This window comes from Streptomyces sp. NPDC031225 (genome assembly GCF_055570355.1).
On sequence record NZ_JBVIHJ010000005.1, the window covers coordinates 420310 to 441020 of the forward strand.

Consider the following 20711-nt stretch of genomic DNA (forward strand, 5'->3'; position numbering starts at 1 on the left):
CACCGTAGAGGTCGCCACTGACAATCGGCCCCTGCTCAGTCCGTCAGGCCGGTCAGGTCGCGGTCGGTCCTGCTGTCGACCCTGCGGCGGACGGCGAACCAGCCCGCGACCAGGAGCGCCGCGATCACCGGGATCAGGAGCAGGGTCCTGCGGCCGACCTCCGCGTCGTTCCACATCATGCCGAGGCAGGCCAGGAGGAAGGCGATCGTGGTGATCTCGGTGGCCGGGCTGAAGGGGAGGCGGAAGGAGGGGCGGGTCACCAGGCCCTCCCGGGCGCGGCGGACGAAGACCAGGTGGCAGACCATGATGATCACCCAGGTGCTGATGACCCCGAGGGAGGCGATGTTCAGCACGATCTCGAAGGCCTGGCTCGGCATGAGGTAGTTCAGCCCGACACCGAGGACACAGACCGCGCAGGTCAGCAGGATGCCGCCGTAGGGGACCTGGCTGCGGTTCATGCGCGCGGTGAACCTCGGTGCCGAACCGGCCGTCGCCATGGAGCGCAGGATGCGGCCCGTGGAGTACAGACCCGAGTTCAGGGACGACATCGCCGCCGTCAGGACCACCAGGTTCATCACGTCGCCCGCCGCCGGGATGCCGATCTTCGACAGGACGGTGACGAAGGGGCTCTCGTCGGCCGAGTAGACAGAGCCGGGGAGCAGCAGGGCCAGGAGGACGATCGAGCCGACGTAGAACAGGGCCACGCGCCACATGATCGAGTTCACCGCGCGCGGGACGACCTTCTGCGGTTCCGCGGTCTCGCCCGCCGCGACTCCGACCAGCTCCAGCGCGGCGTACGCGAAGATCACGCCCTGCATGACGAGGACGACGGGCATCGCGCCGTGCGGCAGGACGCCGCCGTTCTCGGTGATCACGTTCGGGCCGGGTGTGCCACCGCCCACTTCGTGCTGCGTGGCGAGCAGGAAGATGCCGATCAGCATGAAGCCGACGAGTGTGGCGACCTTGATGATCGCGAACCAGAACTCCATCTCGCCGAAGATCTTCACCGAGATCAGGTTCACGGCGAGGACGACGGCCAGCGCGATCAGGGCCAGCGTCCACTGGGGGATGTCCGTGAACAGACTCCAGTAGTGCGTGTAGAGCGCGATCGCGGTGATGTCGGCGATACCGGTCGTCGACCAGTTCAGGAAGTACATCCAGCCGGCGACGTAGGCGCCCTTCTCACCGAGGAACTCGCGCGCGTACGACACGAAGGAGCCCGAGGAGGGGCGGTAGAGGACCAGCTCACCGAGGGCCCGCACCACGAAGAAGGCGAAGATCCCGCAGACGAGGTAGGCGAGCGCGAGCGCCGGACCCGCGGTGTGCAGGCGTCCGCCGGCGCCCAGGAAGAGGCCGGTGCCGATGGCCCCGCCGATGGCGATCATGTTGACGTGGCGGGGCTTGAGGTCCTTGCTGTAGCCGGCGTCGCCCGCGTCCGCGGGCACCTGGGCCACGTCGGTGCGGGAGACGGCCTGTACCGATGACACGGCGTCCTTGCTCACGGATGATCCACTCTCTGGTGCGCCCCGGGGGGTCTCGCTCGGATGTCCGGACGTGCGTCGGCCCGTACCTCCTGACGCAGGGCACAGGCCGAGGGCTCGCCTGCCCCGCACGCCACATCCCACACGGTGGCGGCCGTCACAGAGGGCGGGTTTCACAGCGTTGGTGAGACAGCGATACTGCTGCACATGACGACCGACGCCTCCCCCGATGGCCGCGATGCCGATCACGACGCCGACGCCGGCCTGAAGGCTGACGCCGAGGGGCCGACGCTCACCGTCGACGAGCTGGCCGCGCGGGCGGGGGTCACGGTCCGCACCGTGCGCTTCTACGGCACGCGAGGGCTGCTGCCGCCACCGGTGATCGGTGCCCGCCGGGTCGGTCACTACGGCCGTGAGCACCTCGCCCGCCTGGCACTGATCGAGGAACTGCAGCAGCAGGGCATGACACTGGCGGCGATCGAGCGGTACATGCAGCAGCTGCCGGCCGACCTGAGCGCCCACGACCTGGCGATCCACCGGTCCGTGGTGGCCTCGTGGGCTCCCGACGTCGTGGAGCGGGTGACCCCGGAGGAACTGCGGCGGCGCGCGGGGCGGGAACTGAGCGACGACGACGTGGAGCGGCTCACCGCGATGGACGTGGTACGGCGGGACGGCGACGCCTACCGGGTCGACCTGGGGCTGCTCCGGCTGGGTGTCGGACTGCTCGACGTCCCGCTGTCCCAGGAGGCGATCCTGGCCTCGCGGAAGGTGCTCATCGAGCACTCCCGGGCCGCCGCGCACGAGTTGTCGCAGTTGTTCCGGGGCGAGGTGGCCCAACGCGCCGCCCAGGACGTGAGGTCGCTGTCCGCGCACATGGCACCCGTGGTCGTCCAGGCCCTGTTGACGGCCTTTCAGCGGTCCCTGAAGGAGGAACTGCGGGAGTGGACGTCAGAGGTGGGCGGGGCTGCCTCCTGACCCCTTGAGGGTCTGCCGGGCACCTCGCCGAACCGGGCCCTGCGCACCGGCCTGACGAACCCCGCCGCGCGCCGGGCAGGCGGGACGTCCGCCGCACGCCCTACGCCCGGACCGGCACGTCGACGAGCAGTGGTCCGGTCAGTTCGCCGGCTCCGGCCACCAGTTCGCGCAGGTGGTCGGCGCCGGCGGCGCGGACCGCGTCGATGCCGAAGAAACGGGCGGCCCGGGTGAAGTCGAGGGGGCCCGGTTCGGTGCCGGGGCAGGTGCCCTGGCCGCCCGTCGCCGTGGGAGTCGGGGGGTGCGGGGCAAGGGGGGCGTGTCGCTCAGCGGTACGAGGCGGCGGGGAGGGTCTTCTCGCCCCCGCCGCCCCTACCCGTCCCGTCCTCAGGGGCGCTGCCCCTTCGACCCCCGCTCCCTGGGGGCTGCGCCCCCAGACCCCCATCGGCCCTGAAAGGGCCTCGTCCTCAAGCGCCGGACGGGCTGGAAGAGAACTGCTCCCCCTTCGCCGCCTTGTCCACCAGCAGCGCCGGCGGCGTGAAGCGCTCCCCGTACCGCTCCGCCAGTTCGCGTGCGCGGGTCACGAAGCCCGGGAGGCCGCCCTCGTAGCCGTTGATGTACTGCAGGACGCCGCCGGTCCAGCCCGGGAAGCCGATGCCGAAGATGGAGCCGATGTTGGCGTCGGCGACCGAGGTCAGGACGCCTTCCTCCAGGAGCCTGACCGTGTCCAGGGCCTCGGCGAAGAGCATGCGTTCCTGCATGTCTTTGAAAGGCACCGTCTCGGAGGGGATCTCGGAGGCCGGGCGGGTGAAGTGCTCGCGCAGACCCGGCCACAGGGATGTGCGCCTGCCGTCGTCGCCGTAGTCGTAGAAGCCGCCGCCCCCGCTGCGGCCGGTGCGGCCGAACTCGTCGACCATGCGGTCGATGACCGTCTCCGCGGGGTGGGGCGTCCAGGTGCCGCCCGACTCCTCCACCGCCTGCCGGGTCTCCTTGCGGATCTTGCGCGGAAGCGTGAGCGTCAGCTCGTCCATCAGCGACAGCACCTTCGCCGGATAGCCCGCCTGCGCCGCCGCCTGTTCGACCGACGCGGGCTCGATGCCCTCGCCGACCATCGCGACGCCCTCGTTGAGGAAGTGCCCGATGACGCGGGAGGTGAAGAAGCCGCGCGAGTCGTTGACGACGATCGGGGTCTTCCTGATCTGCCGGACCAGGTCGAAGGCCCTCGCCAGCGCCTCCTCTCCTGTGCGCTCGCCCTTGATGATCTCGACCAGCGGCATCTTGTCGACCGGTGAGAAGAAGTGCAGGCCGACGAAGTCGGCCTGGCGCTCCACCCCCTCGGCCAGCGCCGTGATCGGCAGCGTCGAGGTGTTCGAGCACAGCAGCGCGTCCGGCTCCACGATGTGCTGGATCTCCTGGAACACCTTGTGCTTCAGCGCCGAGTCCTCGAACACGGCCTCGATGACGGCGTCGCAGCCGGCCAGGTCCTGGGGGTCCGCGGTCGGTGTGATGCGGGCCAGGAGCGCGTCGGCCTTCTCCTGGGTCGTACGGCCCCGGGAGACCGCCTTCGCGCAGAGCTTCTCGGAGTAGGCCTTGCCCTTGGCCGCCGCCTGCGCGGAGACGTCTTTCAGGACCACGTCGATGCCCGCGCGGGCGCACGAGTAGGCGATGCCCGCGCCCATCATTCCTGCGCCGAGTACGGCCACCTTGCGGACCTGGCGGGGCTCGACGCCCTTGGGGCGGTTCGCGCCGGAGTTCACGGCCTGGAGGTCGAAGAAGAACGCCTGGATCATGTTCTTGGACGTCTGACCGGCCGCCAGCTCCACGAAGTAGCGCGCCTCGATGACCTGCGCGGTCTCGAAGTCGACCTGGGCACCCTCGACGGCGGCCGCGAGGATGCTGCGCGGGGCCGGGTAGGGGGCGCCGTTGGTCTGCTTGCGGAGGCTGGCCGGGAAGGCGGGGAGGTTCGCCGCGAACTTCGGGTGGGCGGGGGTGCCGCCGGGGATGCGGTAGCCCGGCCTGTCCCAGGGCTGCCGGGACTCGGGGTTGGCGTCGATGAACGCGCGGGCCTTGGCGAGGAGTTCGTCCTGTGTGGTGGCCACGTCGTCGACCAGGCCGTTCTGCAGGGCGCGCTGCGGGGCGTACTGGGTGCCCTGGAGCAGGACCTTCAGGAGGGCGTCGGCGATGCCCAGGAGGCGTACCGTGCGGACGACTCCGCCGCCGCCGGGGAGCAGGCCGAGCGTGACCTCGGGGCAGCCGATCTTGGAGCCGGGCGCGTCGAGGGCGATGCGGTGGTGGCAGGCGAGGGCGATCTCGTAACCGCCGCCCAGGGCGGCGCCGTTGATCGCGGCGACGACCGGCTTGCCCAGGGTCTCGATGCGGCGCAGGTCGCGCTTGATGGCGAGGCCGCCGTCGAAGAGGTCCTGCGCGGTCTCGGGTGTGACCCGGATGAGGTCGCGCAGGTCGCCGCCCGCGAAGAAGGTCTTCTTGGCGGAGGTGATGATGACACCGCGGACGGTGTCCTTCTCGGCCTCCAGTCGGTCGGTGATCACCGCGAGGGAATCGCGGAACGCCTGGTTCATGGTGTTCGCCGACTGGTTCGGGTCGTCGATGACGAGGGTGACGACGCCCGTGCGGTCCTGTTCCCAGCGGATGGTCGTGGACTGAGTGCTCATGTGGAAGTGCTCCGTGTGATCCGTCGTATCCGTGGGAGAGGTCAGATGCGTTCGACGATGGTGGCGATGCCCATGCCGCCGCCGACACAGAGGGTCGCGAGGCCGTACCGCTTGTCCTGGCGTTCCAGTTCGTCGATCAGGCTGCCCAGGATCATGGCGCCGGTGGCGCCGAGCGGGTGGCCGAGCGCGATCGCGCCGCCGTTGACGTTGACCTTGTCGAGCGAGAGGCCCATGTCCTGGACGAAGCGCAGGACGACCGCCGCGAAGGCCTCGTTGATCTCGACGAGGTCGATGTCGTCGATGGTCAGACCGGCCTTGGCGAGGGCCTTGCGGGTGGCGGGGGCGGGGCCGGTGAGCATGATGGTGGGCTCGGAGCCGGAGACGGCCGCGGAGACGATCCGCGCGCGCGGGGTGAGACCGTAGCGCTCGCCGACCTCCCGGGAGCCGATCGCGACGAGCGAGGCGCCGTCCACGATGCCGGAGGAGTTGCCCGCGTGGTGGACGTGGTCGATCTTCTCGACCCAGTGGTACTTCTGCAGGGCCACGGCGTCGAAGCCGCCGAGCTCCCCGATGTCCGCGAAGGAGGGCTTGAGTTTGGCAAGGGAGTCGGCGGTGGTGCCCGGTCGCAGGTGCTCGTCGTGGTCGAGGACGACCAGGCCCGCGCGGTCCCTCACCGGAACGACGGAGCGGCCGAAGCGGCCCTCCTTCCAGGCCGTGGCCGCGCGCTCCTGTGAGAGGGCCGCGTACTCGTCGACGTCCCGGCGGGTGAATCCCCCGATGGTGGCGATCAGGTCGGCGCCGATGCCCTGCGGCACGAAGTTGACGGCCAGGTTGGTCATCGGGTCGTTGAACCAGGCGCCGCCGTCGGAGGCCATCGGCACCCGGGACATCGACTCGACGCCGCCCGCGAGGACCAGGTCCTCCCAGCCCGAACGCACCTTGGCGGCGGCCAGGTTGACCGCTTCCAGGCCCGACGCACAGAAGCGGTTCTCCTGGACGCCGGCGACGGTGTCCGGCAGTCCGGCGGCGATGGCCGCAGTGCGGGCGATGTCGGAGCCCTGGTCGCCCACGGGGCTGACGACGCCGAGCACGATGTCGTCGACCGCGGCCGGGTCCAGGTCCGGGAAGCGGTCGCGGATCTCGTGGATGAGTCCCACGACCAGGTCGATGGGCTTGGTGCCGTGCAGGGCGCCGTTCGCCTTGCCGCGGCCGCGCGGGGTGCGGATCGCGTCGTACACGTACGCTTCGGTGCTCACGAGGAGGCCTTTCGGGGAGGGTCAGCTCAGGAGGGAACGGCCGATGATCTCCTTCATGATCTCGGTCGTCCCCCCGTAGATGGTCTGGATGCGGCCGTCGGTGAAGGCACGGGCAACGGGATGTTCGCTCATGTAGCCGTAACCACCGTGCAGTTGGAGACAGCGGTCGGCGACGCGTTTCTGCAGTTCGGTCGCCCACCACTTGGCCATGGACGCGTGGACGGCGTCCAGTTCCCCGACCGAGTGGTCCTCGACGCAGCGGTCGATGAACGTCCGCGTGACGGCGCACTCGGTGGCCATCTCGGCGATCTCGAACCGGATGTGCTGCTTGGTGGCGAGCGGGCGGCCGAAGGCCTCGCGTTCCTTGACGTACGCGGTGGTGATCTCCAGGAGGTGTTCGGCGGCGGCGACCGCGGCGACGGCGATGCTCAGGCGCTCCTGGGCGAGGTTGGTCACCAGGTGTCCGAAGGCGCCGTCGCGCTCACCGAGGATGTTCGCCTTGGGGACGCGTACGTCGTGGAAGAACAACTCGGCCGTGTCCTGGGCCTTCTGGCCGATCTTGTCGAGGTTGCGGCCGCGCTCGAAGCCCTCCGTGCCGCGCTCGACGACCAGCAACGACAGTCCGCGGGCTCCGCCCTCGGGGGTGGTCTTCGCGACGACGATCACCAGGTCGGCCAGGATCCCGTTGGAGATGAACGTCTTGGAGCCGTTCAGCAGCCAGTGGTCGCCCCGGTCCTCAGCATGGGTGCGGATGCCCTGGAGGTCGGAGCCCGCGCCGGGCTCGGTCATGGCGATGGCGGTGACGAGCGAGCCGTCGCAGAACCCGGGCAGCCAGCGGCGCTTCTGCTCCTCGGTGGCGAGACCGGTGAGGTACGGGCCGATGACGTCGTTGTGCAGGCCGAGGGCCAGGCCGGGAGTGCCCGCGCGGGTGAACTCCTCGGCCAGGACGGTGGCGTAACGGAAGTCGGTCGTGCCGCCGCCCCCGAACTCCTCGGGCACGGCGAGGCCGAGCAGGCCCTGCTTGCCGGCCGCGCGCCAGGCCTCACGGGAGACGATGCCGTCCTTCTCCCACTGCTCGTAGTACGGCAGGACCTCCCTGACCAGGAAGGCGCGCACGGTCTCGCGGAACGCGTCGTGCTCGGGCGCGAAGATCCGGCGTTTCATTCGGGGCCTCTCAGGAGATCGGGTACGTCCCAGTCGCGTGCCACGCCGGCGGTGTCGGCGCCGGGCCGGGCGGGCCCGGTGCGTACGGCGGTGGGGGTCGCGGAGAAGCGGGGGGCGGGCGCGGGCTGGGTGATGCCGCCGTGGTCGGTGAAGGTGCCGCGGGCGGCGAGGTGCGGGTGGTGCGGGGCCTCGCGCAGCGACAGGACGGGCGCCACGCACGCGTCGGTGCCCTCGAAGACGGCCGTCCACTCATCGCGGGTGCGGGACCTGAAGCGGGCCGTGACCGCCTCGCGCAGTTCGCCCCAGCGGGTCCAGTCCTTGCGGGCGTCGGTGAAGTCCGGCAGGCCTAGCAGGTCCAGGAACAGGTCGTAGAACTGCGGCTCCAGCGCGCCCACCGCCATGTACGTGCCGTCGGCGGTCTCGTAGGTGCCGTAGTACGGGCAGCCGCCGTCGAGGAGGTTGGCGCCGCGCCGGTCCTGCCAGCCACCGGCGGCGGTCATGCCGTGGAGCATCGCCGTGAGGTGGGAGGTGCCGTCGACGATGGCGGCGTCGACGACCTGGCCGGTGCCCGCCGCGCGCGCGTGGTGCAGGGCGGCGAGGACTCCGACGACGAGGTAGAGGGAGCCTCCCGCGTAGTCGCCCAGGAGGTTGGCGGGGACGGTGGGGGGACGGCCCGGTTCGCCGATCAGGCCGAGGGTGCCGGTGACGGCGATGTACGCGATGTCGTGCCCGGCGCGCGCGGCCAGCGGCCCGTCCTGGCCCCAGCCGGTCATCCGGCCGTAGACGAGGGCGGGGTTGCGCGCGTGGCACTGCTCGGGGCCGATCCCGAGGCGCTCGGCGACGCCGGGGCGGTTGCCCTCGATCAGGATGTCGGCGCGGGCGGCGAGGTCGAGCACGCGCGCGGGGCCGTCGGGGGCCTTGAGGTCGACGACCACCGACCGCTTGTTGCGGTTGGTGATGTCGTGGTCGGGGTCGATCGCGAGGGCGGTGCCGCCGGGGCGGCACACCTGGACGACATCGGCCCCCAGGTCGGCGAGGAGCATGCCCGCGAACGGGCCCGGCCCGATGCCGGCCAGCTCGATCACGCGTACGCCGGTGAGCGGGCCGTGCCCGGGCGTCCTTGCCGTTGTCATCCAGCCCCCATTGGCGTGACACAACTGATGTAACACCAGCGATGCTATGAACACGTTCCCGTGGACACAAGACCAGAACGAGCAAGCGCTTAGCCAATTATCGGCCGGTCATCGCCCACCGAACTCCGCCGCGTCCGGCGACCCGAGGGCGAACTCACACGCTTTCACCCATTTCGTCAGTGCGCTTTCGGGCACAGCCACCGTTCCACCTCCGGGCTCCTCGTCGGGCTCCGCACTTCTCACGCTAGCCTCGGCCACCGACAACGGCGCGATCCGTGGGACCCAGGAGTGTCATGAGCAGGATGAAAAAGTCGGAGCGTCTCTACGACCTCGTGCTCTTCGGGGCCACCAGTTTCGCCGGGACCCTCACCGCGGAGTACCTCGCCGCGCACGGACCGGACGGTCTGCGCTGGGCGATCGCCGGCCGCAGCGAGGACAAGCTCCGGGCCCTGCGCGAACGCCTGCCGGAGGGGTCGAACGTGGAGGTGCTCACGGCCGACGTGTCGGACCCGGCCTCGCTGCGCACGCTCGCCGGGCACGCGCGCGTGGTGGCCACCACCGTGGGCCCCTACCTGACGTACGGCGAGGAACTCGTCGCCGCCTGCGCGGACGCCGGGACGGACTATCTCGACCTCTCCGGGGAGCCGGAGTTCGTGGACCTGATGTACGTCCGGCACGACGCACGCGCGCGTGAGACGGGTGCACGGCTGGTGCACGCGTGCGGGTTCGACTCGATCCCGCACGACCTCGGGGCGTACTTCACGGTCCGGCAGCTGCCGGAGGGCGTGCCGCTGACCGTCGACGGGTTCGTGACCGCGGACGCCACGTTCTCCGGCGGAACGTTCGCCTCGGCGCTGAACCAGTTCGCGCGCGGCCGGCAGATGGTCGCCGCCGCCCGCGACCGCGGACGGCACGAGCCGCGCCTGGTGGGCCGACGCGCCACAGCTCCGACCGGAACCCCGCGCTACGCCCAGGAGGTCGGCGCCTGGGCCCTGCCGCTGCCGACCATCGACGCACAGATCGTCCGGCGCTCCGCGAAGGCCCTGGACCGCTACGGCCCCGACTTCCGCTACCGCCACTACGCGGCCGTACGACGGCTGCCCATGGCGGTGGGCGGGGTCGCGGCCGTGGGCGCCCTGTTCGCTGCGGCCCAACTGCCGCCTGCCCGGCGCTGGTTGTCCGACCGGGTCAAGCCGGGTGAGGGGCCGGGTCCCGAGAAGCGGGCGAAGAGCTGGTTCTCCGTGCGTTTCGTCGGCGAGGGCGGCGGCCGACGGGTGTTCACCGAGGTCACGGGCGGTGACCCGGGCTACGACGAGACGGCGAAGATGTTCGCCGAGTCCGCGCTGTCCCTTGCCTTCGACGACCTGCCGCCGACCTCCGGGCAGGTCACGACGGCGGTGGCGATGGGGGACGCGCTGATCGAGCGGCTGCGGCGGGCGGGGATCGTCTTCCGGGTGGCGGCGAGCCGGTGAGTCCGGCTCAGAGGGACCAGCCCGCCACCGTGTAGATCATCCCGGCGATCCAGCCGAGCCCTGCGAGCACGCCGAGGACCAGCGCGGCGGTCACCGCACGCTCGACGGGCCGGTTCGGGTCGGCGAGGGGCTTGGCGGCACGGTGGGTCATGCGGTGCGTCGTCATGCGGGACAGCCTGCCGAGCGCACCGGGGCCCGCACATCCGTACAGGTACTCAGACGACGTACTCAGTCCCCCTTGCCGGCTCCCGTCAGGACGTCGCCTCCCGCAGCGCCCGCCGGCACAGCGCGTCCGCCGCGCGGGTCGTCTCCGGGAGCCGGTAGGCCGGGGTGAGCGCGAGGGTGTGGGCGCAGGCGTTGTCGAGGCTCACACGGTGGCCGACGGAGACGAACACCGGCTTCACATCCTCGCGCGTGCGCAGGGCGCGGCCCACCTCGTCCGAGCCGGCGAGCAGCGGCGCCCACTCGCCGCGCCGGGCGCCGGGGTCGTCGTAGGAGAAAGTGAACGGGTTCTTGGCGACGCCGATCGTGGGCAGGCCGGTGAGCACGCCGAGGTGGCTCGCGAGGCCGAAGCGGCGGGGGTGGGCGAGGCCGTACCCGTCGCACACGACCAGGCCGGGGGGACACGGCAGCGCGGCGAGGGCGGCGAGCACCGTGGGGATCTCGCGGAAGGCGAGCAGGCCGGGGACGTACGGGAAGGAGATCCGCCCGACGGCGGTGGCCTCGGCGACGACGGCCAGGGACGACGCGTCCAGCACGACGGCCGCCGCCGCGACGACGTCCCGTTCGTCGTCGTAGGCCACGTCGACCCCGGTGACGTGCCCGGTGCCGGGCGGCGGACCCGGTTCGTCGAGGACCGTCCTCGCCTTCAACTCGTCCTGGACCGCGCGGGCCTGCTCCTCGGTCGCGGGCCAGCCCGCGGGGATGTCCACTGTCGTCATGGTGGGGACGAGCGTACGGCGGGGCGGCGTAGGCTCGCGATCATGTTCGTACTGGAGCTGACCCACACCGCCCCGCTCGATGCCGTGGACGCCGTGCTGCCGGCGCATGTCGCCTGGCTGGACGAGCAGTACGAGCGCGGCGTCTTCCTGGCGTCCGGGCGCAAGAACCCCCGCGACGGCGGGGTGATCATCGCCGTCGCGGAGGATCGTGCGCGCATCGAGGAGATCGCCGCGGGCGACCCGTTCGTCACGGCCGGGGTGTGCGCGTACCGCGTCACCGAGTTCGAGGCGACGAAGACGGCCCCGGCGCTGGAGCCTTACCGGGAGACCTCGGGCTGAGCGTCAGCTCTTGCCGCCCAGGGCGCGCTGGAGCCGGCTCTTGTTCATGTCCGAACGGCCCTTGACGCCCTTGCGCTTGGCCTCCTCGTAGAGCTGGTCGTAGGTCGGGCCCTGGGAGCCCTTGCCGGACCGCTGTCCGCCCCGCCTGCCCGAGGACATGTCCTCGGTCGAGGTGCGGCTGGCGGTCCTGGACTCGCCGGACCTGGCGCGTTCCTTGTTGACCGTCCGCGCCGCGACCTCCTCGGCCCGTCCGCTGCTCTCGCCGCGGTCCTGGGCGCTCTTCTTGATGTGCTCGTACTGGCGTTCGCGCTTGGAGTTCGAACCGGCCGGCATGGGGGACCACTCCTTTCGCCGTCGGCGGCCGGGTACCCCGCATCGCGCCACTCAGTTCTCCAGACGGGCCACCCGCCCCTTCTCCCCCGCGGCCCAGCAGCCGCCGTCGGCCGTGCAGTCCACGGTGTCGTAGGAGCCGGTGTCCACGGTCCGCCAGGTGCGGCCGCCGTCCGTGGTGAGGTCCGTGCCGGTGGGGCCGACCGCGAGGGCCGCGGTGCGGCTGTGCGGGAGCCAGGCGACGCCGGAGCGGTAGGCGGGCGGCGCGGAGGCGGCGGGCCGCCAGGTACGGCCGTCCGTCGTGCGGGCACCCGCCTGTGGGGAGGCCTGGCCCGGGTTGTAGTCACCGCCGACGGCGAGACCGTGCGCGCGGTCGCGGAAGGCGAGCGCGAAGACACCCTTGGCCGGGTCCCCCGCGGGGATCGGCGTGTCGAACGCCGTCCAGGTCAGGCCCCGGTCGGCGGAGTGCAGCACACGCGCGCGTGCGGCCCCGCCGGTGGCCAGCCAGACGTCCCGGGGCCCGGAACTGACCAGGCACTGCCCGCTCGCCGCGAAGCCCGCCTCACCGTCGAGCGCGGCCGGCATCCCGGTGTTCGGCAGCACCTTCCAGGAGCGGCCGCCGTCGGAGGTCGACAGGACGCGGAACTTTCCGTCCACCGGGTCGCTCATGGCCAGTCCGTGGCGGTGGTCGAAGAAGGTGAGGCAGTCGTAGAAGGCCTTGGCGTCGGTGTTGCGGAAGGACTCGGTCCAGGTCGCGCCGCCGTCTTCGGTGCGGTACACCCGGGACGCCTCGCCCTCCCCGATGGCCAGCACGACGGCCCGGCGCGCGTCGAAGGCCTCGATGTCCCGGAACTGGAGATCGACGGCACCGGGTGGCGAGACGTTCCGCCAGCTCGCCCCGCCGTCCGTGGTGCGCAGCACGGTGCCCTGGGTGCCGGCGAGCCAGGCGGTGTCCCGGCTGACGGCCGACAGACCCCGGAACCGTGCCGTGGGTGCGCCGCTGTCCTTGGGTTCCCAGTGCGGTGTACGGCTTTCCGGGCCATGTGCCTGGGCCGGTACGGCGGTCAGGGCGACCACCGCCGCCGCACAGGCCGCCCCCGCAACGATCCTCCGGCTCATCAGGCCCGTTCGTCTCTTGTCTCGCGTGTTCCCCAAACGCCTCATGGCGGGCGAAGCTAGTGCACGCTCCCTGCGCCGTCCAGATGCCCTCGGCCGCCCGCCGGGTCATGCGCAGGACGCCACACGTGTCCCTCCTGGCACGGGAGGAGGGTTGGATCACACCGGTGCATGAAGACGGTGACACAGGTCACTCGACTTTCGTGTACACGGATTGGCCCATTCCGTCGTCTCTTCCAGTGCCCGTCCCACCGGGAAGTCCCACCAGCCGTCACAAGGGAGCAAGGCGTTGTCCACCGTCATCGAGCAGCCCGTCCAGGCCCGTCTCGTCGCCGCGGCACCGCGGATGCCGAGTATTCCCGCCACACTGCACTACGACCGCTGTGATCCGTTCGCCGTCCGCATGACCTTCCCCGCCCCGGCCACCCTGGAGGGCGTCGAGGTCTGCTGGACCTTCAGCCGCGATCTGCTCAGCACCGGTCTGCACGAGCCCGAGGGCCACGGCGACGTCCGGGTGCGGCCGTACGGCTACGACCGCACCGTTCTTGAGTTCCACGCTCCCGAGGGCACCGCCGTCGTGCATGTCCGCACGGGCGAACTGCGCCGGTTCCTGGAGGCGACGAACGACCTCGTGCCGGCCGGCCTGGAGCACCTCCAGCTCGACCTCGACCACGACCTCGCGGAGCTGATGCGCGACGCCCTCTGAGGCGTTCGCAGGGCTTGCCGAGGCGCCCTGCGGTTTGTCCGACGCGTTTATCCGATGCATGGCGCTTCCCCCTGCGCTCCCGGCGGGACGACTCGGCAACAGCCGCCGGACACGCACCGGTCCTTCGACACCGACGCTGACGCCGAGGCGAAGCCGACGACACGGGTTGACGGCCCCCGGACCATGACCTCTCGGCGGACGGGAAGCCCCTCCCCCACCTGGCCGAGCCGCCACCGAGCCGCGCTCAGGCTCCCGCTGTGACCGAGGCGGTCGCCAGCGCCCCGCTCACCTCGTGCAGGACCATGCGCAGCACCGGAGACGCCTGTCCGCCGCGCTCGAGCAGTTCCTCGACGCGTGCCTGGTGATGCTCCCCGCGGGGCAGCAGGGTGCGCAGTCCGGCGGCGGCCGCGAGGGCGACGAGGACCGCGTCCCGTTCCGACGGTTGTCCGGCCGGCACCGGCCCGCGCAGGATCTGCCGCGCCTCCTCCTGCAGTGCCCGCACCGCGGCCGGCCGGCCCAGGTCGTGATCCACCGTGGGGAACAGCCCGAGGGCCCGCTTCTTGTGTGCCCGCAGATATCCCTCCGCGGTGAGCTGTTCGCGTACGGCGTCCAGGGTGATCCGGGACCGGAGCGTCACCCAGGTCCGCCACCGGTGCGGCCGGGACTCGCGGACCAGTTCGAGAAGTCCGTCCAGGACGGCGTCCCCGGTGTGCGCGTCCATGTCGACCGGGGTGGCGATGCCGTCATCGTCGAGCAGCAGACCGCGCCGGGCCAGTTCGGTGAGGGCACCGGCCCGGACCAGCTGGGGCACCTGGGCGGGACCGGTGAGCTCGGACTTCGAGGTGTCCCAGGCCAGCAGGTAGAGACGGGCCGGCAGGGAGAGCGAGCCGTCGGGCACGGGGGCTCCTTCGGGTGGTGGGGGGCGGCGCGGGCGGGACCCACGGGCGGGCTCCCGTTAATCCGTTGACACCCCTGCGGACGCCTCGTACGTTGTACAACGGTTCTGTTGTCGTCGATCGGAGAAGGACGTTGCTCGTCTGAGGTCCTGAGACACCGTGTCACACACCTGGAGTGTGTGCGCTGCGTGCGACCTCGGCATCCGAGCCGTCCCCGACGAGCAGGGCCTTTTGCTTTTTCGTGCCCCCGTCGTCCTCTCGTCTCCTGTCGGTCGCAGGTGTCTCGATACGCGTTTGCCCCTTCTCGCTTCGAGCAACCGCGGAGACTCGTATGTCTGCTTCCATCACCTGCACCTCTCTCGCTTTCTCCTGGCCCGACGGCACAACCGTCTTCGAGGACCTCGACGTCGCCTTCGGCCCCGGCCGGACCGGTCTCGTCGGCATCAACGGCTCAGGGAAATCAACCCTGTTGAAGCTCATCGCCGGTGAGCTCACCACCGCGGACGGCGCCGTGCGCGTCACGGGCGAGGTCGGATACCTCCCGCAGAACGTCACCCTGGACACCTCCCTGAAGGTCGACGAGACGCTCGGCATCGCCGCGCGGCGCGCCGCCCTGCACGCCATCGAGGCGGGTGACGTGGCCGAGGAGCACTTCGAGACGGTCGGCGACGACTGGGACGTGGAGGAGCGGGCCCTCGCCACCCTCGGTGAACTCGGCCTCGGGCACATCGGGTTGGACCGCACGATCGGCGAGGTCTCGGGCGGTGAGTCGGTGCTGCTGCGGCTGGCCGCACTGCTGCTGCGCCGCCCGGACGTCCTGCTGCTGGACGAGCCCACCAACAACCTCGACCTGTACGCCCGCAGGCGGCTGTACACAGCGGTCGCCGCCTGGCCGGGGATCATGGTCGTGGTCAGCCACGACCGCGAACTCCTCGACCTGGTCGACCAGATCGCCGATCTGCGCGCCGGTGAGGTCACCTGGTACGGCGGCAACTTCTCCGCCTACGAGGAGGCCCTGGCCGTCGAACAGGACGCCGCGGAGCGGATGGTGCGCGTCGCCGAGTCCGACTTCCGCAAACAGAAACGCGAACTGTCCGACGCCCAGGTCAAGTTGGCCCGCCGCAAGCGGTACGGCCAGAAGATGTTCGAGCAGAAGCGCGAACCGAAGATCGTCATGGGGGCCCGCAAGCGGTCGGCGCAGGAGTCGGCGGGCAAGCACCGCATCATGCACGAGGAGAGGCTCGCCGAGGCGAAGGACCGGCTCGACGAGGCGGTGGAGGCGGTACGGGACGACGACGAGATCCGCGTCGACCTGCCGTACACGGCCGTACCGCCGGGCCGTACGGTCCTCACCCTCATGGATCTGGAACTCGCGTACGGGGCACGGGTGGCGGGCGGCCTCGACCTGCGGGGCCCGGAGCGGGTCGCGCTGATCGGGCGCAACGGCGCGGGCAAGACGACGCTGCTGCGGACGATCGCCGGGGAGCTGGAGCCGGTGTCGGGCGAGGCGACCGCCCACGTCCCGCTCCGCTTCCTGCCCCAGCGGCTCGACGTCCTCGACGACGGGCTGTCGGTCGCGCAGAACGTGGCCCGGTTCGCGCCGGGCGCCACCAACAACCGGATCCGGGCCCGTCTCGCCCGCTTCCTGTTCCGGGGCGCCCGGGCCGACCAGCAGGCGTCCACACTGTCCGGCGGCGAACGCTTCCGGGCGGCGCTGGCCGCGCTGATGCTGGCCGAGCCGGCACCCCAGCTGCTCATGCTCGACGAGCCGACGAACAACCTCGACATGGCGAGCGTGCGGCAGCTGACCACGGCCCTGGAGTCCTACGAGGGCGCGCTGGTCGTGGCCAGTCACGACCTGCCGTTCCTGGAGTCGGTCGGCATCACGCGCTGGCTGATGCTGGACGGTGAGCTGCGGGAGGTCACTCCGGAGGACCTGGAGTTCCCCGCGTAGCGTCCACGACGGCCGCCAGATCGGTTCCCGCCCGGAGCAGCGCCACGCTCCGGGCGGCGATCCGGTCCAGCCGCTCCCGCAGGATGCGCCGGGTCACGTCCAGACCGTCACGGCTGTCCAGGGAACGCATGATCTCGCGCACGGCCGGGACGCCGTGGCCACTGGAGCGCAGGGCGGCCACGATGCGGGCGGCCCCGACGGCTTGCGGACCGTAGCGGCGCGCCCGGAGCGTGGTGACCCGTTCGGGGTGCAGGAGTCCTTCCTGTTCCCAGAACCGCAGGGTCGAGGACCGCACGCCGAGCGCTTCCGCGAGCTGCGTGATCGTCATGAAGTCGTCGCCGTCATGGCCACTCTCCTCGGCCCGGATCGCACGGAGTGCCTGCTGCGCGCGCAGTGCTTCCCCGCGCTCACGCGCGAGCCGGACGTGAACCTCCCCGACCGCGGCGGCCGCCGCCTCGACGGGCCCCGTCCGTAGCCTCGCGAGCAGCTGCCGGGCCTCGACGGGCCCGACGGCACCGGCAAGTCCCCGGTAGGCGCGCAGGGTCTTCACATGCGCGTGCGAGTAGCGGCGGTAGCCGTTGTCCGCGCGGTCGGCCGGCGGAAGGACGCCCGACCGCTCCAGATCGCGCACCTGCTGCACCGAGTATCCGGACTCCCTGGCGACGTCGACGGTGCGCATCGTTCGGCAAACCCCACAGAAGCACTTGAAGGTCACGCTTGAACCATGAGTATGGAACAGATCATCGCGACCGTACGGGGCTTCGACGGGGCACTCGTGGTCGTCCCGGCGCCCGGTGGGGACTCCCCCGAGATCGCGTGGGGCGACGCGTTCTTCTACTACGCCCCCGACGGCCGGATGCCGCGGCACACGCAGCCGTACGGGACCATCGTCACGAAGAACCACCCCGGCGACACCGCCTCCGACCTCGACCCCGCCGGCCGTTGGCGGGTCAACGTGCATGTGGGCCGTGCGGCGTTCGCGGACCTCGTGGAGCGGGACCACGACCTCGCGACGGCCGATGTGATGCTGCCGCACCCGGTCTACGGCACGCTCGGCTGGATCTGCGTCGTGAACCCCGGCGAGCGGACGGCCGGGACGGTCGTACGGCTGCTGCGCACGGCCCATGAGGCGGCACGCGCGCGTGCCGTGCGGCGGCGCTCGTGAGCCGTGCCGCGTCTCAGGAGGGCCACAGCCTGACGAGGGGGGTTTTGTCGACACGGACCGGCGCTGCATGATGGCTGACCGGCGCCCCTCACGGGGGCCACCCCCGTCCCGCCGATTCGGAGTCCCCTCGTGCCCAGCAAGAAGGCCCTCGTCCGCCGCCCCGGTCCGCGCCTCGCCGAAGGCCTGGTGACGCACGTCGAGCGGGAGAAGGTCGACGTCGATCTCGCGCTCGAACAGTGGGAGGCGTACGTCGAGGCCCTGCGCACGCACGGCTGGGAGACCGTCGAGGTGGACCCGGAGGACGACTGCCCGGACTCGGTGTTCGTCGAGGACACCGTGGTCATGTACAAGAACGTCGCCCTGATCGCCCGCTCCGGTGCCGAGTCCCGGCGCGCGGAGACCATCGGCGTCGAGGAGGCCGTGGCACGGCTCGGCTGCTCGGTGAACTGGATCTGGGAGCCGGGCACCCTGGACGGCGGTGACGTCCTGAAGGTCGGCGACACGATCTACGTCGGCCGCGGCGGGCGCACCAACGCGGCCGGCGTCCAGCAGCTGCGGGCCGCCTTCGAACCGCTCGGGGCCCGGGTCGTCGCCGTACCGGTGAGCAAGGTGCTGCACCTGAAGTCGGCGGTCACGGCGCTGCCCGACGGGACCGTCATCGGGCACATCCCCAAGGTGGACCGGCCCTCGCTCTTCCCGCGCTTCCTGTCCGTACCGGAGGAGGCGGGCTCCCACGTCGTCCTCCTCGGCGGCCCCGCACTCCTCATGGCCGCGAGCGCGCCGAGGACGGCGGAGCTGCTCACCGACCTCGGTCTCGAACCGGTCGTGGTGGACATCAGCGAGTTCGAGAAGCTCGAAGGCTGTGTGACGTGCCTCTCAGTACGGCTGCGGGAGCTGTACGCCTGAGCGGGCGAGTGCATCATCCCAACAGTTCCGACCTGCGGTTCCCGACACTCTTGTCATGCCCTCGGAACGCCACTGATCAGCAAGCTTTACGCTCCCCTTAACCTACGGTGGCGTAACCTACGGTTTCGTAGCCTACGATTCCGTAAGTTACCGGCACCGCTCGCCGCCGAACCCCGTACATGTCTGCCGCGTCCCCCTGGAGTACCTGTGACGATCACTTCCCCTCACCTCAGCAGCCCGTCCTCCGCCTGGACCGACGCCAGACTGCTGCACGCGCTGGAGGAAGTGGTCGAGCAGGAGCTCAACCGGCACCTGAAGGTCACCAAGGACTGGATGCCGCACGAGTACGTGCCGTGGAGCGACGGCCGCAACTTCCCCGGCTTCTTCGAGGACGGCGAGGCCTGGGAGAAGGGGCAGTCCAAGGTCACCGAGATCGGCCGGATCGCCCTGGTCGTGAACCTCCTCACCGAGGACAACCTCCCCAGCTACCACCACGAGATCGCCTCGCTCTTCGGCCGCGACGGCGCCTGGGGCACCTGGGTGCACCGCTGGACGGCCGAGGAGGGCCGCCACGGCATCGTGATGCGTGACTACCTGCTCGCCTCGCGCGCGGTGGATCCGGACAAGCTGGAGCAGTTCCGGATGGCCCACATGGGCGAGGGCTTCGAGTCGGACAACCGGCACTCGATGCTGCACTCGGTGGCCTACGTCTCCTTCCAGGAGCTCGCGACCCGCGTCTCGCACCGCAACACCGGCCACCAGTCCGGCGACCCGGTCTGCGACCGCATGCTGGCGCGCATCGCGACCGACGAGAACCTGCACATGGTCTTCTACCGCAACCTGCTGAAGGCGGCGTTCGAGCTCGCGCCCGACCTGACGATGCAGGCGGTGCGCGACGTGGTTGTGAACTTCCGGATGCCCGGCCACGGCATGCCCGGCTTCGAGCGGGCCGCCGCGCAGATGGCGATCGGTGAGATCTACAACATGCGCATCCACCACGACGACGTCATCCAGCCCGTCCTGCGCTTCCTGAAGGTCATGGAGATCGGCGGCCTGAGTCCCGAGGGTCTCCAGGCCCAGGAGGAACTCGGCCTGTACATGAGCGGCCTGGACTCGGAGGCGTCGAAGTTCGACGAGAAGCTGGCCGCGCGCAAGGCGCGGATGGCGGCGCGCGCGGGAGCCTGACGCCGGCCGGTCGGACCCCACCCGATATCCGGTGCGAGCCGCGGCTCGTCTGCGTCATCATGCGGCCATGCGCGAGAACAGCACGGCACAGCGAGCGGTCGGCTTCCTGCTGGGCCTGACCGACCCTGACGACGCCGTACGGGTACGGCGGCGGATCGGTGCGCCGTCGCGGGGCGCCGCCGAACACGGGACCGCCCACGCCGTCCTGAGGATGACCCCGGTCCCGTCCTCCGTCCTGGTGTGGATCCTGGAGGAGGACGACCCGAAGCTGAACGCGGTCGTGTACGGGCACCCCTCCGCCGACCCCGGACTGCGGCGGGCGGTGCTGCGCGGCGTGCCGTTCGGGCCGGGCCGCACGGACACCCTGCCCGTGGACCGGGTCCTGCTCAAGCACGCGGACGAGCCGCCCCTGCCGCCGCACCTGGTGGCTCAGGGACTCGTCGGGGCGCTGCGGGCCGGAACCGCCATGGCCCCCGCCAGGGGCGCTGCGTCCATGGTGCTGGGACACCGCGACTGGCAGGCGGTCGCCGAGGCCGACCGGGAGCGGCCGCTGCCCGGTTACGCCCGCTGGGCCCTGTCCGTGCGCCCGGACTGCCCTCCCGCGCTGCGCGCCCGGTTCGGCAGCCACCCCAAGTTCACCCACCGCCTGCGCCAGGCGGGAGTCCTGGCCGGCCCCGGTGCGTACGCGACCGGACACGGGCCCGCCGCCCACGTGCTGAAGGTGCTGTCCCTGGGCCATGTGATGTTCCCCGCGCGCGTACGCGACGCCGAGGACGCACTGCGGCCCCTCGTGCGCGACCACCTGGGCGGCCACGAGGAAGCGTGGGCGGTGCTGGCGCAGCTCCTCGACACGTTCCACGGAACGGCGCCGGAGCTGATCATGACGGCCGGCGCGATCGCCTGATCTGCCGGGAGGGGGCGGGGCGGCTGGATTCGAACCAGCGTGTTCTGGTTTTGGAGACCGGTGCGCCTGCCTCTGCGCTACGACCCCGCCCTTGGTCCCCGAGCGTAATGCGTTGGCCC

General features: G+C 71.3%; 20 protein-coding genes and 1 tRNA gene. 9 read left to right on the plus strand and 12 right to left on the minus strand.

Translation table 11 applies throughout. The features are described 5' to 3' along the window. Positions 1-35: 35 nt before the first annotated feature. Positions 36-1502: an amino acid permease gene (locus tag ACZ48Z_RS11565; protein ID WP_468735610.1), complete on the minus strand. Its 1467-nt coding sequence runs from the start codon at positions 1500-1502 to the stop codon at positions 36-38. A gap of 186 nt (positions 1503-1688) precedes the next feature. On the opposite strand from ACZ48Z_RS11565, the gene ACZ48Z_RS11570 reads away from it, so the two are divergent. After that, positions 1689-2456 carry a MerR family transcriptional regulator gene (locus ACZ48Z_RS11570; RefSeq protein WP_468735611.1) on the plus strand — a complete coding sequence of 256 codons (768 nt, stop codon included), beginning with the start codon at positions 1689-1691 and terminating at the stop codon, positions 2454-2456. Between the two features lie 464 nt (positions 2457-2920). Here the strand turns inward: ACZ48Z_RS11570 and ACZ48Z_RS11575 are convergent, their stop codons facing one another. Genes ACZ48Z_RS11575 through ACZ48Z_RS11590 form a run of 4 tightly spaced genes read right to left on the minus strand, consistent with a single transcriptional unit; the run spans position 2921 to position 8678 of the window. Further along, on the minus strand, positions 2921-5125 hold the full coding sequence (locus ACZ48Z_RS11575; RefSeq protein ID WP_468735612.1) for a 3-hydroxyacyl-CoA dehydrogenase NAD-binding domain-containing protein: 2205 nt from the start codon (positions 5123-5125) through the stop codon (positions 2921-2923). A 41-nt stretch (positions 5126-5166) separates the two neighbouring features. Continuing rightward, positions 5167-6381 carry an acetyl-CoA C-acetyltransferase gene (locus ACZ48Z_RS11580; protein ID WP_468735613.1) on the minus strand — a complete coding sequence of 405 codons (1215 nt, stop codon included), beginning with the start codon at positions 6379-6381 and terminating at the stop codon, positions 5167-5169. Positions 6382-6402: 21 nt separating this feature from the next. Beyond that, complete coding sequence (locus ACZ48Z_RS11585) at positions 6403-7545, minus strand: acyl-CoA dehydrogenase family protein (RefSeq protein WP_468735614.1); 1143 nt, start codon at positions 7543-7545, stop codon at positions 6403-6405. Next, the gene (locus ACZ48Z_RS11590) at positions 7542-8678 is read right to left on the minus strand and encodes a CaiB/BaiF CoA transferase family protein (protein WP_468735615.1); all 1137 of its coding nucleotides are present in this window, start codon (positions 8676-8678) and stop codon (positions 7542-7544) included. Before ACZ48Z_RS11590 ends, ACZ48Z_RS11585 begins: the two co-directional genes overlap by 4 nt. 293 nt (positions 8679-8971) lie before the next feature. Here ACZ48Z_RS11590 and ACZ48Z_RS11595 point away from each other — a divergent pair, with 293 nt between their 5' ends. After that, positions 8972-10150 (plus strand): saccharopine dehydrogenase family protein, encoded by a 1179-nt coding sequence (locus ACZ48Z_RS11595; RefSeq protein ID WP_468735616.1) that lies wholly within the window; start codon positions 8972-8974, stop codon positions 10148-10150. Positions 10151-10157: 7 nt separating this feature from the next. Here the strand turns inward: ACZ48Z_RS11595 and mmpA are convergent, their stop codons facing one another. Then, complete coding sequence (gene mmpA / locus ACZ48Z_RS11600) at positions 10158-10316, minus strand: morphogenic membrane protein MmpA (RefSeq protein ID WP_389101881.1); 159 nt, start codon at positions 10314-10316, stop codon at positions 10158-10160. An 85-nt stretch (positions 10317-10401) separates the two neighbouring features. After that, complete coding sequence (locus ACZ48Z_RS11605; RefSeq protein ID WP_468735617.1) at positions 10402-11091, minus strand: endonuclease V; 690 nt, start codon at positions 11089-11091, stop codon at positions 10402-10404. Between the two features lie 42 nt (positions 11092-11133). Here ACZ48Z_RS11605 and ACZ48Z_RS11610 point away from each other — a divergent pair, with 42 nt between their 5' ends. Beyond that, on the plus strand, positions 11134-11430 hold the full coding sequence (locus ACZ48Z_RS11610) for a YciI family protein (RefSeq protein WP_468735618.1): 297 nt from the start codon (positions 11134-11136) through the stop codon (positions 11428-11430). Positions 11431-11433: 3 nt separating this feature from the next. Here the strand turns inward: ACZ48Z_RS11610 and ACZ48Z_RS11615 are convergent, their stop codons facing one another. Together ACZ48Z_RS11615 and ACZ48Z_RS11620 are read right to left on the minus strand one after the other, a co-directional pair. After that, positions 11434-11763: a plasmid stabilization protein gene (locus ACZ48Z_RS11615; RefSeq protein ID WP_468735619.1), complete on the minus strand. Its 330-nt coding sequence runs from the start codon at positions 11761-11763 to the stop codon at positions 11434-11436. A gap of 51 nt (positions 11764-11814) precedes the next feature. Next, entirely contained in the window at positions 11815-12879 is a 1065-nt protein-coding gene (locus ACZ48Z_RS11620) for a WD40/YVTN/BNR-like repeat-containing protein (RefSeq protein ID WP_468735620.1), read from the minus strand. A 286-nt stretch (positions 12880-13165) separates the two neighbouring features. Between ACZ48Z_RS11620 and ssgD the strand changes: the two genes are divergently transcribed. Continuing rightward, positions 13166-13582, plus strand: a complete 417-nt coding sequence (gene ssgD, locus ACZ48Z_RS11625; RefSeq protein WP_468735621.1) for a spore wall synthesis regulator SsgD — start codon at positions 13166-13168, stop codon at positions 13580-13582. Between the two features lie 244 nt (positions 13583-13826). Here ssgD and ACZ48Z_RS11630 read toward each other — a convergent pair whose 3' ends face one another. After that, a complete protein-coding gene (locus ACZ48Z_RS11630) occupies positions 13827-14480 on the minus strand; it encodes a GOLPH3/VPS74 family protein (RefSeq protein WP_468735622.1) in 654 nt (217 codons plus the stop codon). Between the two features lie 329 nt (positions 14481-14809). Between ACZ48Z_RS11630 and ACZ48Z_RS11635 the strand changes: the two genes are divergently transcribed. Next, positions 14810-16432 (plus strand): ABC-F family ATP-binding cassette domain-containing protein, encoded by a 1623-nt coding sequence (locus tag ACZ48Z_RS11635; protein WP_468735623.1) that lies wholly within the window; start codon positions 14810-14812, stop codon positions 16430-16432. On the opposite strand, the gene ACZ48Z_RS11640 is transcribed toward ACZ48Z_RS11635, so the two are convergent. Continuing rightward, the gene (locus tag ACZ48Z_RS11640; RefSeq protein ID WP_468735624.1) at positions 16401-17111 is read right to left on the minus strand and encodes a MerR family transcriptional regulator; all 711 of its coding nucleotides are present in this window, start codon (positions 17109-17111) and stop codon (positions 16401-16403) included. The genes ACZ48Z_RS11635 and ACZ48Z_RS11640 overlap by 32 nt on opposite strands. Before the next feature lie 51 nt (positions 17112-17162). On the opposite strand from ACZ48Z_RS11640, the gene ACZ48Z_RS11645 reads away from it, so the two are divergent. From ACZ48Z_RS11645 to ACZ48Z_RS11660, 4 genes are all read left to right on the plus strand, one after another. Further along, a complete protein-coding gene (locus ACZ48Z_RS11645; RefSeq protein ID WP_468735654.1) occupies positions 17163-17597 on the plus strand; it encodes a DUF6194 family protein in 435 nt (144 codons plus the stop codon). 129 nt (positions 17598-17726) lie between these two features. Then, positions 17727-18503 (plus strand): dimethylargininase, encoded by a 777-nt coding sequence (gene ddaH / locus ACZ48Z_RS11650; protein ID WP_468735625.1) that lies wholly within the window; start codon positions 17727-17729, stop codon positions 18501-18503. A gap of 207 nt (positions 18504-18710) precedes the next feature. Beyond that, a complete protein-coding gene (locus ACZ48Z_RS11655) occupies positions 18711-19688 on the plus strand; it encodes an acyl-ACP desaturase (protein WP_468735626.1) in 978 nt (325 codons plus the stop codon). A gap of 67 nt (positions 19689-19755) precedes the next feature. Continuing rightward, positions 19756-20592 (plus strand): hypothetical protein, encoded by an 837-nt coding sequence (locus tag ACZ48Z_RS11660; protein ID WP_468735627.1) that lies wholly within the window; start codon positions 19756-19758, stop codon positions 20590-20592. Between the two features lie 13 nt (positions 20593-20605). On the opposite strand, the gene ACZ48Z_RS11665 is transcribed toward ACZ48Z_RS11660, so the two are convergent. Further along, positions 20606-20681 (minus strand) — tRNA-Trp (locus tag ACZ48Z_RS11665). Positions 20682-20711: the final 30 nt, after the last annotated feature.